The organism is Streptomyces sp. NPDC002788 (assembly GCF_053592115.1).
Genome location: NZ_JBSFVB010000003.1, coordinates 161711 through 176378, shown reverse-complemented (window position 1 = coordinate 176378; position 14668 = coordinate 161711). Strand labels below are relative to the sequence as shown.

The 14668-nt window shown below is 71.9% G+C and carries 10 protein-coding genes, 1 tRNA gene and 1 pseudogene; 6 read left to right on the top strand and 6 right to left on the bottom strand.

The window, feature by feature from the left end; all coding sequences use genetic code 11:
• Nucleotides 1-23 precede the first annotated feature (23 nt).
• On the bottom strand, nucleotides 24-3017 hold the full coding sequence (locus tag ACWD1U_RS07465; protein ID WP_451105283.1) for a glycine--tRNA ligase: 2994 nt from the start codon (nucleotides 3015-3017) through the stop codon (nucleotides 24-26).
• 176 nt (nucleotides 3018-3193) lie between these two features.
• Between ACWD1U_RS07465 and ACWD1U_RS07460 the strand changes: the two genes are divergently transcribed.
• Both ACWD1U_RS07460 and ACWD1U_RS07455 read left to right on the top strand, forming a co-directional pair.
• On the top strand, nucleotides 3194-4090 hold the full coding sequence (locus ACWD1U_RS07460) for an intradiol ring-cleavage dioxygenase (RefSeq protein ID WP_451105282.1): 897 nt from the start codon (nucleotides 3194-3196) through the stop codon (nucleotides 4088-4090).
• Nucleotides 4091-4098: 8 nt separating this feature from the next.
• Nucleotides 4099-4989: a triphosphoribosyl-dephospho-CoA synthase gene (locus ACWD1U_RS07455; protein ID WP_451105280.1), complete on the top strand. Its 891-nt coding sequence runs from the start codon at nucleotides 4099-4101 to the stop codon at nucleotides 4987-4989.
• Here ACWD1U_RS07455 and ACWD1U_RS07450 read toward each other — a convergent pair.
• Together ACWD1U_RS07450 and ACWD1U_RS07445 are read right to left on the bottom strand one after the other, a co-directional pair.
• A complete protein-coding gene (locus tag ACWD1U_RS07450; RefSeq protein ID WP_451105278.1) occupies nucleotides 4979-6442 on the bottom strand; it encodes an aminopeptidase P family protein in 1464 nt (487 codons plus the stop codon). The two genes, ACWD1U_RS07455 and ACWD1U_RS07450, sit on opposite strands and share 11 nt — an antisense overlap.
• Before the next feature lie 75 nt (nucleotides 6443-6517).
• Nucleotides 6518-8029, bottom strand: coding sequence for a PP2C family protein-serine/threonine phosphatase (locus ACWD1U_RS07445; protein WP_451105276.1), 1512 nt, complete (start codon nucleotides 8027-8029; stop codon nucleotides 6518-6520).
• Nucleotides 8030-8531: 502 nt separating this feature from the next.
• On the opposite strand from ACWD1U_RS07445, the gene ACWD1U_RS07440 reads away from it, so the two are divergent.
• Both ACWD1U_RS07440 and ACWD1U_RS07435 read left to right on the top strand, forming a co-directional pair.
• On the top strand, nucleotides 8532-9197 hold the full coding sequence (locus ACWD1U_RS07440) for a bifunctional DNA primase/polymerase (protein ID WP_451105274.1): 666 nt from the start codon (nucleotides 8532-8534) through the stop codon (nucleotides 9195-9197).
• Nucleotides 9198-9252: 55 nt separating this feature from the next.
• Nucleotides 9253-9848 (top strand): annotated as a pseudogene (locus ACWD1U_RS07435) (hypothetical protein).
• Nucleotides 9849-10079: 231 nt separating this feature from the next.
• Here the strand turns inward: ACWD1U_RS07435 and ACWD1U_RS07430 are convergent.
• The 3 genes from ACWD1U_RS07430 to ACWD1U_RS07420 all read right to left on the bottom strand — a co-directional run bounded on the left by ACWD1U_RS07430 (nucleotide 10080) and on the right by ACWD1U_RS07420 (nucleotide 12793).
• Entirely contained in the window at nucleotides 10080-11045 is a 966-nt protein-coding gene (locus ACWD1U_RS07430) for a DUF5926 family protein (protein ID WP_451105272.1), read from the bottom strand.
• Nucleotides 11046-11156: 111 nt separating this feature from the next.
• Complete coding sequence (locus ACWD1U_RS07425; RefSeq protein WP_451105270.1) at nucleotides 11157-11795, bottom strand: ATP-binding protein; 639 nt, start codon at nucleotides 11793-11795, stop codon at nucleotides 11157-11159.
• Nucleotides 11796-11965: 170 nt separating this feature from the next.
• Nucleotides 11966-12793: a glycerophosphodiester phosphodiesterase gene (locus ACWD1U_RS07420; RefSeq protein WP_451105268.1), complete on the bottom strand. Its 828-nt coding sequence runs from the start codon at nucleotides 12791-12793 to the stop codon at nucleotides 11966-11968.
• Nucleotides 12794-13083: 290 nt separating this feature from the next.
• On the opposite strand from ACWD1U_RS07420, the gene ACWD1U_RS07415 reads away from it, so the two are divergent.
• Entirely contained in the window at nucleotides 13084-14508 is a 1425-nt protein-coding gene (locus ACWD1U_RS07415) for a S1C family serine protease (protein ID WP_451105266.1), read from the top strand.
• A 63-nt stretch (nucleotides 14509-14571) separates the two neighbouring features.
• A tRNA-Ser gene (locus ACWD1U_RS07410) sits at nucleotides 14572-14658 on the top strand.
• The last annotated feature ends 10 nt before the right edge of the window (nucleotides 14659-14668 follow it).

Below are 14668 nucleotides of genomic sequence, written 5' to 3'. Positions count from 1 at the left end.
CCTGGGTGTCCGGCCAGGGAGCCCTACAGTGCCCCCCAGTCCAGCGTGGTCCGCGCCAGACCCGCCACCTCCGTCAGCAGCGCCAGCCGCGCCGCCCGGACCGCCGGGTCGGGGTCCATCACCAGCACCTCGTCGAAGAAGGTGCCGATCGCCTCGACCAGCGGGGCGGAGACTTCGATCAGCGCACCGAGATCGTCCTCGCGGCCCTGCAGGGCCTGCCGTACGGCCTGCGCGCTCTCGGCGAGACGCAGCTCGGCGGGCGCGGTCAGCAGGGACGGGTCCGCCACCTCGACACCGCCTTCGGGCAGGATGCGCACCACCCGCTGGAACGCGGCGGCGAGCGCCTCGAACGCCTCGCTGCCGATGTGCCGTTCCAGCGTGGCCAGCGTGCGGTCCCCGTGCGCGGGCCGGTCGGCCCACACCAGGACGGCCTGGACGAGTCGGTGCTCGTGCCCCGCGTCCGTGAGCTGCTGCTCATAGCGCCGGGTGATGAGCTCGGCGGCCTCGGCGACCCGCTCGGCGGGCACCTCGACGCCCTGCGCGGCGTACCGTACGGCCGCCGCACGCAGTCCCTCGCGCACCCGGATCCCGGCAACGGCGGGCAGGCTCCTCAGCACGTTGAGCAGCCCGATCGCGGCCCGGCGCACCCCGTACGGGTCGGAACTCCCGGTCGGTGCGGCACCGATCACGAACATGCCCGTCACCAGGTCGAACCGGTCGGCGAGCGACAGCACGGCACCCGCGTCCCCGGCAGGCAGCTCACCGCCGGCGGAACGCGGCAGCTCCATCTCGGCGAGGGCTCGGGCGACCTCGGCGGACTCGCCGGCCCGGCGGGCGTACTCCTCGGCCATCACGCCGGCCAGCCCGGAGAACTCGATCACCATCTGCGAGGCCAGGTCGAACTTCGCCAGCGCACCGGCCCGCCGCACGACCTCCACCGCCTCCTCGGCAAGCCCGGCACGTCCGGCCAGGTCCAGGGCGAGGCCGGCGAGCCGGTCGGCGCGATCGGCGACCGTCCCGAGCCGGTCCTCGAAGGTCAGCTTGTCCAGCCGCCGCCGGAACTCCTCGGGCGCCACCTTCAGGTCCGCCCGCCAGAAGAACGCGGCGTCCTCGTAGCGGGCCCGCAGTACCGCCTCGTTGCCCGCCCGCACCACGTCGTCGTCGCAGAGGGCGTTGGCGAAGGTGACGAAGTGCGGCATCAGGCGTTCGCCGTCCAGCACCGGCAGATAGCGCTGGTGTTTGCGCATCACGGTGGTCAGGACACTCGCGGGCAGTTCGAGGTAGCGCTCGTCGAACGATCCCCGCACGGCGTACGGGAACTCCAGGATGTCGGTGATCTCGTCGATCAGCCCGGCCTGCCCGGCCACGTCGATCCGCCCGCCCACCTCGGCCGCCGCCTCCACGGCGCCCCGCACGACCGCCCCGCGCCGGGCCTCCCGGTCGAGCAGGATGCCGTGCATGTGCAGGAAGTGCGGGTAGCCCTCGGCGGACGTCACCCGGACCTCCGGGTAGGGCGCCTGGCGCTGCACCCGGGTCGTGTCGCCCGAGGAGAGCGAGGAGACCGCCACGGGCAGGGGAGTACGGCCTAGCAGAGCGAGCAGCCAGCGCACCGGGCGCGAGAAGGACAGGCCCGGGTCGCTCCACCGCATGTTGCGCCCGGCCCTCAGCCCGGACACGACCTCGGCCAGCAGATCGCTGAGCACCTCGACGGCCGGACGCCCCTCCTCGTGCCGGGTCACCGCCACGTACTCGGCCCCGTTGGCCTCGACGACCCGCACATCGGCGGGTTCGGCGCCCTGACTGCGGGCGAAGCCCAGCAGGGCGGGAGTGGGAGCGCCGTCCTTGTAGGCGGCGGCGACCTTGGGTCCGCGCACGGTCCGCATGGTGTCGCGCTCACGCGGCTGCACGCCGTCGACCGTGATGACGATCCGGCGCGGTGTGGCCATCACGGTGATCGTCCCGTGCCCCAGCCGGGTCTCCGCCAGCTTCGCGGTGACCGACTCGCGCACCGCCTCGGTGGTGGCGGGGACGTCGGCATAGGGCAGCTCCTCCACGCCGATTTCGAACAGCAGCGTCTCGACACCGGGCACCTTGGGCAGCGGGGCCCGCTCGGCCGGGGCCGGCGCGGCGCCCACCCCGAGCGGATGCTCCAGTGCGGCCCGCCGCCGCTCCCACAACTTCGCCGACTCGTGCGTCAGCCCGCGCATCAGCGAGAACGCCTTGGCCCGCTCGGTGGTGCTGATCGCACCGCGCGCGTCGAGCACATTGAAGGTGTGGCTGCACTTCAGCACGTACACGTACGCCGGAACCGGCAGTTCGAGGTCGAGCAGGCGACGGGCCTCGGCGGCGTACGACTCGAACAGCCGGTGGTTGGTGTCGATGTCGGCGTCGTCGAGGTAGTAGCGGCTCATCTCGTACTCGTTCTGCCCGAACACCTCGCCGTAGGTGATGCCCGGCGCGTACACGATGTCCTTGAAGTGGGACACGCCCTGAAGGTTCATCAGGATGCGTTCGAGGCCGTAGGTGATCTCCACCGACACCGGGTCCAGGGCGACACCGCCGACCTGCTGGAAGTAGGTGAACTGGGTGATCTCCATGCCGTCCAGCCAGACCTCCCAGCCCAGCCCCCAGGCGCCGAGCGCGGGTGAGGCCCAGTTGTCCTCGACGAACCGCACGTCGTGCGCGTTCAGATCGACGCCGAGTGCGCGGAGGCTGCCGAGGTACAGCTCCTGCGGGTTGCCCGGGTCGGGCTTGAGGATGACCTGGAACTGGGTGTGGGTCTGGAGCCGGTTGGGGTTCTCGCCGTAGCGCGAGTCGTCCGGCCGCACACTCGGCTCGACGTAGGCGACGCTCCACGGCTCCGGTCCGATCACCCGCAGCGCCGTGGCCGGGTTGGCCGTACCGGCTCCGACCTCGGTGTTCAGCGGCTGCGTGATCATGCAGCCGTTGTCGCTCCAGTACTTCTGCAGGGTGAGGATGGCGTTCTGCATGGACATCGCGGTAGGGACGTTCTTCATGGTGATCGAATCGCCTGTTCCTCGAGTCGGCCCGGCAAGGTGGGCCATGATCTCACACGCCAATTACCGTTGACCTGCGGGTTTTTGCCCGTGAAGGGACGCTTCCGAGCGGTTCACAGGGGTCTCTCAGCTCAGCCTCAGACTGTTGACGGGCGGCGTCACTAGGTTTCCCGCTCATGACGGGAAACCACAGGAACACCTCCATCAGCCGCCGCCGCGCACTCGCCGTCGCGGGCGGCACCGTCGCCGCGGGCGGCCTGGCAGCGGCCGGCTACCAGTCGGCCTTCGCGGACACGGCGACCACGACGAGCACCACGACGGCCACGTCCTCCGCGAGCTCCGGCACCTGCATGCAGCTGATGTCGAGCGTCACGGAGGGGCCGTACTACCTCGACGGCGCGCTGGTCCGCAAGGACATCACCGAGGGCAAGAGCGGGGTCCCGCTGACCCTGCGACTGACCGTCGTGGACGCCACCGACGGGTGCATTCCGGTGCCCGGCGCGGCCGTGGAGATCTGGCACTGCGACGCCTGGGGCTACTACTCCGGCTACACCACCGCCAACCCCGGCGGCTCGGCCCCCGCCGAGAGCGAGGACGGTTCCACCGCCGACGACAACACCTACCTGCGCGGGTACCAGGTCGCGAACGCCAACGGGGTCGTCAAGTTCGAGACGATCATGCCAGGCTGGTACACCCCGCGCACCTGCCACATCCACCTGAAGGTCCACACCGGCGGCGAGAAGGAGGACGGCACCTACGAGGGCGGCAAGGTCAACTTCACCGGCCAGCTGTTCTTCGACGACGAGATCGCCCAGTCGATCTTCGCCCTGGAGCCGTACAGCACACACACCGGCAGCTACACCAAGCTCGCCGACGACATGGTCTACGACGGCGGTGGCGCCTCCAGCGGCCTGCTCACGCTCGAACCGGTGCACAAGAAGGACCCGTCCAAGGGCTACAAGGGCTTCCTCACCCTGAGCATCGACCCGGACGCCGAGAACACGGGCGCGGGCAGCGGCGGCGGAGGCGGCACACCTCCGAGCGGCGCCCCTGCTCCCTCGTCCTCCTCCTGACGACGACGATGAACAGCCGTGAGGACGAGGCACTCGCACAGGCCGCCGTCGACGCCCTGACCGGCCAGTTGGCCCTGGCGCCCAAGCCGGGCCTTCCCGACCCGCGCGACCTGACCGCCCGGGCCACCCGCCAGGACCACCGGACACTGTGCTGGTCGGCCAGGGCGCTGATGCCCGGCCTCACGGCGATGGCCGCCGCGGCCCGCCGCACGGGCGAACCCAGCCCCCGGCTCCGCGCCGACCTGGGTGCGATCGGCCGCTGCACGGAACACACCGTGGCCCTGACCGGCGGCGGCCACCGAGGCGCCATCTGGACGCTGGGCCTGTTGGTGGCAGCGGCGGCGCTGCGACCGGGAGCCGATCCGGCCGGCACCACAGCCCTGGCCCGGCAGCTCGCGGCCCACCCGGACCGCCGCGCCCCACGCCGTCCCTCCCGGGGCTCCACGATGTCGGCCCGCTACGGCGCGGCCGGCGCCAGAGGAGAGGCCAGGGCGGGCTTCCCCCACGTGCGCCGCGCCCTGACGACCCTCACCACGGCCCGGGCTCAGGGCGCCGCGGAACCCCAGGCCCGCATGGACGCCCTGCTCACGGTGATGTCGACGCTCCAGGACACGGAACTGCTGTACACGGCGGGCCCCATGGGGCTGCGCCACGTCCAGGCGGCCGCACGCGGGGTCCTGGAAGCGGGCGGTACGGCTACCGAGCCTGGTGCGGCGGCCCTGGCAGCCCTGGACACCGACCTCACGGAACGCGCCTGGATCCCGAGGGGCAGCGCCCCGCTCCTGGCCGGCGCCCTTTTCCTGGACCGGACATCAGGAGCGCGGGGCTGTGCCGATGCGGGGCTCAGCCGCGGGGCGCGACGGGCCACGGATCACCCGATCCCGGAACTCAGCCCTTGACGGAGGCCATCCAAGCCTCGACCTCATCGGACCGCCGCGGCAGCGCGGCACTCAGATTCCGGTTGCCGTCCTCCGTGACGAGAATGTCGTCCTCGATCCGCACCCCGATGCCGCGGTACTCCTCCGGCACGGTCAGATCGTCCGCCTGGAAGTACAGCCCGGGCTCGACGGTCAGGCACATCCCCGGTTCGAGGACACCGTCCACGTACGCCTCGACCCGCGCCGCCGCACAGTCGTGCACGTCCATGCCGAGCATGTGCCCCGTCCCGTGCAGCGTCCACCGCCGCTGAAGCCCCAGCTCCAGAACCCGCTCCACGGGGCCCTCGACGAGCCCCCACTCGACGAGCCTCTCGGCCAGCACCCGCTGCGCGGCGTCATGGAAGTCCCGGTACTTCGCGCCCGGCTTCACCGCCGCGATCCCGGCTTCCTGAGCCTCGTACACGGCGTCGTAGATCTTCTTCTGGATCTCGTTGAACCGCCCGTTGATCGGCAGCGTGCGCGTCACGTCGGCCGTGTAGTACGTGTGCGTCTCCACACCGGCGTCGAGCAGGAGCAGGTCGCCGGACCGCACGGGTCCGTCGTTGCGCACCCAGTGCAGCGTGCAGGCGTGCGGCCCGGCCGCGGCGATCGTGCCGTAGCCGACGTCGTTGCCCTCCACGCGCGCGCGGAGGAAGAACGTGCCCTCGATGTACCGCTCGGAGGTCGCCTCCGCCTTGTCGAGGACCTTCACCACGTCCTCGAAGCCGCGCACGGTCGAGTCGACCGCCTTCTGCAGTTCGCCGATCTCGAAGTCGTCCTTGACCAGTCGCGCCTCGGAGAGGAAGACCCGCAGCTCCTCGTCGCGCTCGGCGGTGACCTTGTCGGTCAGCGCGGCCTCGATGCCGGCGTCGTAGCCGCGCACGACCCGCACCGGCCCGGTGGCCTCCCGCAGCGCGGCGGGCAGCTCGCGTACGTCGGACGCGGGGATGCCGTACAGCTTCTCGGCCTCGGTGAGGGAGTGCCGGCGGCCGACCCACAGCTCGCCCTGGCCGTCCAGCCAGAACTCGCCGTTCTCCCGGTCGGACCGCGGCAGGAGGTAGATCGTCGCCTCGTGGCCCTCGTCCTCGGGCTCCAGGACCAGGACGCCGTCCTCGGTCTGGTTACCGGTGAGGTAGGCGTACTCGACGGAGGCGCGGAAGGGGTACTCGGTGTCGTTCGAGCGGGTCTTCAGGTTGCCCGCGGGGATCACCAGACGCTCGCCCGGGAAACGCGCGGACAGCGCGGCCCGGCGGGCGGCGGTCTCGGCGGCCTGGGGGAGGGGCTCGAGGTCGTGCAGCTCGGTGTCGGCCCAGCCGCTCTTCATGTTCTCGGCCAGCTCGTCGGACACGCCGGGGTACAGTCCGTTCTTCCGCTGCTTGATCGGCTCTTCGCTCTCTTCCGGCGTCGCCGGTGTGAGCTCCTCGGCCACGGTCATCCTCCTCGGTACGGCACTGGACCTCCTTTACTGTACGGCGACGGGGAAGGGGGCCCGGGGCGATGACGAGGAGCGTTACTCGAACCGGGCCGCCAGCACGACCACGTCCTCCGCGCCGTCCGTCGCGTCCAGCCCGTCCGGCAGCACGCTGCGCAGGACGTGGTCGGCGATCGCGCCCGGGTCGGTCCGCAGGGCCCGGGGCGCTCCGGCCGCCGCAGCGTGCAGCAGGGCGAAGGCGCGGTCGGTGGCCTCGCCGGTGCGGTGCAGCAGCCCGTCGGTGTAGAGCAGAACCGTCTCTCCCGGCTCGGCGAGGACCTCGACGCTCGGCGCCTCCCAGCAGGCGAGCATGCCCAGCGGGGCGGAGACCGACGTCTCGACGAACTCGGTGCGGCGCTGTCCGATCAGCAGCGGCGGGGTGTGCCCGGCGCCGGCCAGCGTGATCTTGCGGGCGGCTGGTTCGCAGTAGCCGAACAGTGCGGTGGCCGCGCGAGCAGGCTCGGTCAGCCGCAGCAGCAGTTCCAGATCGGACAGGACGGCGACCGGATCCTCCCCCTCCATCACGGCGTACGCGCGCAGCGACGCCCGCAGCCGTCCCATCGCGGCGACGGCGCTGGGCCCCGCCCCTGTCACGGACCCGACGGCGAGGCCGAGGGCGGCGTCGGGCAGCGGCAGCGCGTCGTACCAGTCGCCGCCGCCGCGCGGACCGGTGCGGTGCCGGGCGGCGAGCTGGACACCGGCCACCCGGGGCAGCCGCGCGGGCAGCAGCTCGTCCGACATGGTCGCCATGGACGTGCGGGTGCGCTCCAGTTCGAGGAGCCGGGTGAGGTGCTCGGCGGCGTACCGGGCGTACAGGCCGGCGAGGTGGCGCTGCCGCTCACTCGGCTCGGCGGGCTCGCCGTAGAGCCACACGGCGGCACCGAGGCGGCCGGCGGTCTTCGTGGACAGCGGGAGGGCGTAGCTGGCGGCGTAGCCGAGCCGGGCCGCGACCTCACGGTGGCGGGGGTGGAGGCCTTCCTCGGCGAAGAGGTCGGGGTCGGCGATGCCGCCCTCGCCGACCGGCAGCCCGTCGAGGATCCGGCCGTAGGACAGGGCGCTGCGCGGCACGGTCTCGATGTGGCCGACGTCGGCGCGGGCCATGCCCAGGCCGATGGTGGTGTCCGGGCCGAGTCCGTCGCCGGGCTCCAGGACGACGAGTCCGCGCCGCGCCCCGACCAGGGCGGCGCCGGCCCGCAGCAGTTCCTGCAGCGCCTCGTCGAGCGCGGCCGTGCGGGCCAGGCGTTCGGTGAGCTCGTGGAGCGTGGTGAGGTCGGACACCCAGCCGGCGAGACGGTCCTGGAGCACCGTGCCGGGTGGGACGGGTGGGTTTGCGGGGGCGGCCGGGGAGGTACCCGCGACGGGCGCGACAGTGTGTGCGGGCGATGGAACCGTTGAATCGATTCCAGCCACTTTCGGAGGGTGCGGGGCGTTCATGGCGTCCGGCCTTCTGACCGGCGCGTACTGCTCAAAAGCATCGCAAACCCCCATGTCATTCTGCGCCGCTAGCAGTGTCTCCACATGTACACGCACTCGTGAGGAGATGTCCAGCATTGTCCTGCCGGGATTCCTGGTGTCCGGAGGTCGGAGAGAACATCTCCCCTTCCTCTTGCGTAAAAGCAAAGTTGGCTTAAAACTGCCGCAGGGGACGGCTTATTGCGGTCGACTGGGCTTGCTCGACGGAGCGTCACAACGGTCGTGATGGGTACGTACTCGGAGAAGGCCAGGGGTGGTCGGGAATCACCCGGAACCTGGTGACGGAACCGGGCGTCCTCTTCACCGACGACCGTGCCCCATCCTCCCGTGGCGGAGGCGGAGAGAAATACGCGCGACGGCAAACGCCATACTTCGCCACCCCTACGCCACGCCCGTGCTTTCGATAGACGCAGTATGGGCGGGACGGTCGCGGAGGCAGCCCACGCTCGACCCATAGGGGTTCCCCTTGCTTCAGGCAGGGGTGTGATGCGCCAACAGGTACGCACAGTGAAGTGATCGACACATGTTGTGATGTGGACCACGGTGTTGCCAGGCGTGCAACGGAAAGGAACGAGCGCTCATGCGCGAGATCCTCGGAAGGCGACGCAGGCTCCTGTCTCAGCGCAGTGACGGGAGGCCTGAGCTGATCGGCGCGGCCCTGACCTACGCGACGGAATGGCAGTGGCCCGTACTCCCGGGCGTGGCGGCGGACCCGCAGAAGCCGGGCCGCTGCGCCTGCCCCGACCCGGAGTGCACGGTGCCCGGCGCGCACCCCTTCGACCCCGGCCTCCTCGCGGCCACCACCGACGGGCGCATGGTCCGCTGGTGGTGGGGCAACCGGCCGACGGCGCCGATCGTCCTGGCCACCGGAGGCAAGGCGCCCTGCGCGGTCTCCCTGCCGGCCCTGCCGGCCGCCCGCGCCCTCAAGGCGCTCGACCGCACGGGCATGCGGCTCGGCCCGGTCGTCGCCTCGCCCACGCGCTGGGCGATCCTTGTGAAGCCGTACTCCATGGAGCAGCTCGGGGAACTGCTCTACGCGAAGGACTTCGTGCCGGGCTCCCTCCGCTTCCACGGCGAGGGCGGCTACCTGGCCCTGCCTCCGTCGGAGACGGGCCGGGGCGAGATCCGCTGGGAGCGTGCGCCGCTGCCCGGCTCGGCCTGTCCGTGGGTGCCCGACGTCGAGGCCGTGGTGGACGCCGTGGTCGACGTCCTCACTCGTACGGGTGTGAGCGCGCCCGAGCTCTAGGCCCGTCGGGCGCGCCGAGCGCCGCAGCCGCCCCGGCGCGTTGTATGCCGGGGCCATGCCGCGTCATGCCCGGGGCCTTCCCCGGGGCCCTCGAGAGGCCAGACTGCTCGCCCTCGCAGGCGCCGTGCTGGCGTGCGCGGTCGCCCTGCCCTTGGCGGTGGCGGCCGCGGGGGCCGTACGGTCCGAGGGGCCGGCCGGGTGCGGTGGGCGCCGCGGATGCACGTTCCGCTTCGAGTGCCGTACGTCGTGCTTCCCCGGGCGCCGACAGCGAGGCGCCCCGCCTTCCCGCGCGCCGGGACCTGTCGATCTCCGCGCGCTGCGGTCCCGAACTCTCCTCCCCCGACGGCATCGAGGCGCAGCCCTGTGTCGTGACGCAGGGCTGCGGACACCTGGGCGCGGACCTACTACCGCAACGCGACCGGCGGGGCGCTGGACGCCGTACTGAGCCTGATGGGGCCCGAGGACCGGACCGTGCGGATGACGTGTGCGGTGGGCGCGGGCGACGAGCCGGGAACCTGTGAGACGCCGCGGGAGCCAGCACGCGGGGAGCCGGTGGCCCACACGGCCGTCGCGGAGTTCGCCCGGCGGGGCGGGCAGGGACCGCTGCAGCTGCGCTCGGGAAGCAACTCGCCTGGCTGGATGGGCAGTTGACGAGCTGCTGCGTTCCGTGAAGACATGCGCACATGGAAAAACCCGGTTGCTGGCGACGGGGGATGCACCAGCAACCGGGCTACAGGAACGGTAACAAGAGATCGGCGGTTCGCAAATTCGATCTCGCCTTTCCAGTCACCGACTGGATTGTCCCCGCCGGGAGTTGTGATCCGCTCCGGGTGCGAAGTCCGGCCGGCCGGGTGGTGGCCGGCCGGACCCCGCCAGGCGTCGTCAGCTCAGCGTGACCTGCCGGTTGGTGAGGCCGCCCCGCGCCCGGCGCTCGTCCGCCGTGAGCGGCGCGTCCGTTTCCAGGGCGGGCGCGAGACGCTCGGCGAACTCCGCCGCCGGCTTCTCCACGTCCTCGGCCGTGACCCCGCTCGGCAGGTCCCACACCGGCACCGTGAGCCCGTGAGCGCGGAAGGAGCCCACCAGCCGGGTGCCCTCGCCGAGACTCGAGCGGCCGGCGGCGTGCAGCCGCGCCAGGGCGTCCAGAAGCTGCTCCTCGGGGTGGGGCATGACCCACCGCAGATGGTTCTTCTCCGGCGTCTCGCACCAGTACGCGGCGTCCACGCCCTGCAGCTTGACCGTCGGGATGGCCGCGGCGTTGGCCCGCTCCAGGGAGGCGGCCACCTCCGGCGTGGCGTTCTCCGGGTCCGGGACCCAGAACTCGAAGCCGCTGTGCACTTCTGGCTCGAACGCGCCCTCCGGGTCGAGCAGATCCTGCAGCCGCGGGCTGTCGGCCGGAGCGCGGCGGCCCTGCACGGGCGTGCCCGGCTCGGCTTCGAGGGCGCGCCGGAGGGTGTCGGCGAGGTCGCGGCTGATGTCGCCCGACGAGGTGTCGTTCTGCAGGCCGAGCAGGACCGAGCCGTCGTTGCGGCGCAGGGCGGGCCAGGCCATCGGCAGGACCGTCGCCAGCGTGACCGCCGGGACGCCCTCGGGCAGGCCCCCCTTGAGGGGCAGTTCGACTGTGGCCGCCGGGACCAGCTCGCGCAGGGCCACCCAGTCGCACTCGCCGGGCAGGCCCTCGAAGGGGCGGTGCACCAGCTCGGTCACGGCGTGGGAGGCGGCCCGGCCGTGACAGGCCTTGTAACGGCGGCCGCTGCCGCAGGGGCAGGGCTCGCGGGCACCGACGACCGGGACCTCGCCGTCCGTGATCTGCGGGCGCTTGGCCTTCGTCTGAGGTCGCTTCTTGGCCATCGATGGGTCTCCCGGTTACGGCTCGTCTCGTACGGTCGTGAGCCTAGCCGTTCGTGCCCGGGACGACGGGGTCCTGTGGACGACACCCGGCCCGTCGCGGCGTACGGGCCTTCAGTCCATGTCGTCGAAGGCGTCCGCGAAGTCCAGCCCGGGCAGCCGGGACACCGCAGGGGCCACGACTCGTGTCGCGAAGTCGTCGCGGCGGTGGCCGGCGTCCGGGTCGTGCACGTCGTCGTGGACGACGACCCACACCGTGACCTCGCCGCGGACGTCGTCCCGGACACCCCAGTCGTCGGCGAGCGCGGTGATGATGTTCAGCCCGCGGCCGCCGTGCGCCGTGACCGACGGGGTCGCGGGGGCGGGGCGGGTCGGGCCGCCGCCGTCCGTGACCTCGACGAGGAGTCGGCCGGAGGGGTCCACGCGCCACGCGGCACGGACGTCACCGTCGCCGGAGAGCGCGTCGCCCAAGGGCCTGCCGTGCCTGCACGCGTTGCTCAAGAGTTCGGAAAGGATCAGTACGGCGTCGTCGATGACCGATTCCGCTACGCCACCTCTGCGCAACTGTGTGCGCATCCGGCGCCTCGCTTCCCCCACGCCCGCAGGGCCATGGGGTACGGCCATGCTCGACGACGTGGGCACCTCCTGTGCCACCACCAACGCCACCCCCGAGACCTCCTTCGCCCCACGCCACGGTGTGGATGCCCCATTGGCCTGTACCGGAAACCGGCCGATCCACGTCCGGTGACGCACTCACCACGAGCGAATACGGACCGAACGCGCCGGAGCACTCCCTGTAGCCGCGTGGCCGGAAATCGTCGGTGTGGCCGAGAGGGGAGGATCCTGCGAGTCGAGGCGCGGGGTCAAGAGGTGTGCACGGGTGTGGTGGGACCGATGAGGTCCGCGGCACCGGCCCCCGCGGGTCAGCGGCCGAGTTGGTCCAGCACCGCGCGCGGACGGTTGGTGATGATCGCGTCGACGCCCAGGCCGACGCAGAGATCCACGTCCTCGGGCTCGTTCACGGTCCAGACGTGCACCTGGTGGCCGGCCCGCTTCAGGCGCTCGATGGGGGCGGGGTGGTTGCGCACGATCCGGATGGAGGGCCCCGCGATCCGCACGCCCGGGGGCAGTCGGCCGTCGCGCAGCCGGGGCGAGACGAACTGCGTCAGATGGACCGTCGGCAGGGTCGGCGAGGCGGCCCGCACGCGGTGCAGTGACCGGGCCGAGAAGCTCATGACCCGGACCTGCGACTCCTCGGCGGAGGCCGGGGCATCGAGGCCGAACCGCTTCAGCAGCACCAGCAGCCGGTCCTCGACCTGGCCCGCCCAGCGTGTGGGGTGCTTGGTCTCGACGGCCAGTTCCACCCGGCGCCCGGCGTCGGCCACGAGCTCCAGCAGCCGCTCCAGGGTGAGGACCGAGGTCGCCTCGCGGTCCTCCGGGCGGTGCTCCCAGTCGGGCTCCTCGTCGCGCCCCCTCCAGGCCTCGCCCCTCTTCCAGGAGCCGAAGTCCAGGGCGGCGAGATCGGCGAGCTCCAGGGCGGAGACGGCTCCGCGGCCGTTGGACGTACGGTTGACGCGGCGGTCGTGCACGCACACCAGGTGGCCGTCGGCGGTGAGGCGCACATCGCATTCGAGGGCGTCCGCACCGTCCTCGATCGCCTTCGTGTACGCGGCCAGGGTGTGCTCCGGGGCGTCTTCGGAGGCCCCGCGGTGGGCGACGACCTGAATCACATGCTGCCGTGCGTGGGTCACCGCGTCATGGTGCCACCGTGGGCGGGTACGTGTCCCGTCGGACGGACTCGACGGATGCGCAGGTCCGGACGGAGGCATAGGGATTGCGTCCTTTTAGTCAGTAATAACCTATATAAAGAATGGCCCCGGACCCACAGCCACCGCTTATGGTGCTCTGACGGCCCGTGGGAAAAGCTGACGGCATACAAAGGGACAAGCACAGCAGTATCGCGCCGGACCCGTCGACCAGCGCCGTGCAGAGCGTGACCGAGTGCGACCCAGGAAACAGCCGTGGATCGAGGAGAGAAGCTGTGAGCACCGAGAACGAGGGCACCGCGGTACCCCCCGCCCCGTCCGCACCCCCCGTGCCGGTGGACGCTCCCGCTGCTCCGGCGCCCCAGGGACAGGCCGCTCAGGGGCCGTACGGGCAGGACGCCCAGGGGCAGCCCCGTCAGGGACAGGGCGCTCCTGGTGACGCCGGTCACCTCGGCTATTCCTCCTCCGCCCCTGACCCGTCCTGGCCCCCGCCGCCGGCGTCCCCGTCGTACGGCGACGGAGGTTCCGGTGCGGGCCCGGGCGGCTGGGGATCGTCGTACCAGCAGCCGGCGCCGAAGTCCGGCCGCGGGCGCGGTGGCCTGGTCGCCGGGGTCCTGGTCGCCGCGCTGGTCGCGGGCGGTCTGGGCGGCGGCCTCGGCTACACGCTGGCGAAGAACAACGACGAGAACACCGGCTCGACGACGGTCTCCGCCTCCGCCGGCGGCGGCGACTTCAAGCGCGACCCGGGCACGGTGGCGGGCGTGGCCGCCAAGGCGGTGCCGAGCACGGTCACGATCGAGGCCGAGGGCACCAGCGGCGAGGGCGGCACCGGCACGGGCTTCGTCTTCGACAAGCAGGGCCACATCGTCACCAACAACCACGTGGTGGCGGACGCGGTGGACGGCGGCAAGCTCACCGCGACGTTCCCGAGCGGCAAGAAGTACGACGCCGAGGTGGTCGGCCACGCGCAGGGCTACGACGTGGCGGTCATCAAGCTGAAGAACGCCCCCGACGACCTGAAGCCGCTCACCCTCGGCGACTCGGACAAGGTGGCCGTCGGCGACGCGACCATCGCGATCGGCGCGCCGTTCGGCCTGTCCGACACGGTGACGACGGGCATCATCAGCGCCAAGAACCGCCCGGTGGCCTCCAGCGACGGCAGCGGCAGCCAGGCGTCGTACATGAGCGCTCTGCAGACGGACGCCTCGATCAACCCGGGCAACTCCGGCGGTCCGCTGCTGGACGCGCAGGGCAACGTCATCGGCATCAACTCCGCGATCCAGTCCACCGGCAACGGCGGCTTCGGCACCGGACAGTCCGGCTCGATCGGCCTGGGCTTCGCCATCCCGATCAACCAGGCCAAGTACGTCGCCCAAGAGCTGATCAAGAACGGCAAGCCGGTGTACGCGAAGATCGGCGCGTCCGTCTCCCTGGACGACAGCTCCGACGGCGCGCAGATCACCGACCAGGGCGCGGGTGGCGCGGCACCGGTGGAGCCGGGCGGCCCGGCCGCCAAGGCGGGCCTCAAGCCGGGTGATGTCATCACCAAGCTCGACGACCGGGTGATCGACTCCGGGCCCACCCTGATCGGTGAGATCTGGACCCACCAGCCCGGCGACAAGGTCACGATCACCTACGAGCGCGGCGGCAAGCAGCACACGGTCGACGTCACCCTGGGCTCCCGCGTCGGCGACAACTGACCCCCACCCGCCCGAGCCGACCCGCTACCCTTGTCCCCGCGCCGCCGATCACGGCCGGCGCGGGGAGGCGTGCCCGAGCGGCCGAAGGGAACGGTCTTGAAAACCGTCGTGGCAGCGATGTCACCGTGGGTTCAAATCCCACCGCCTCCGCGCAGGTCAT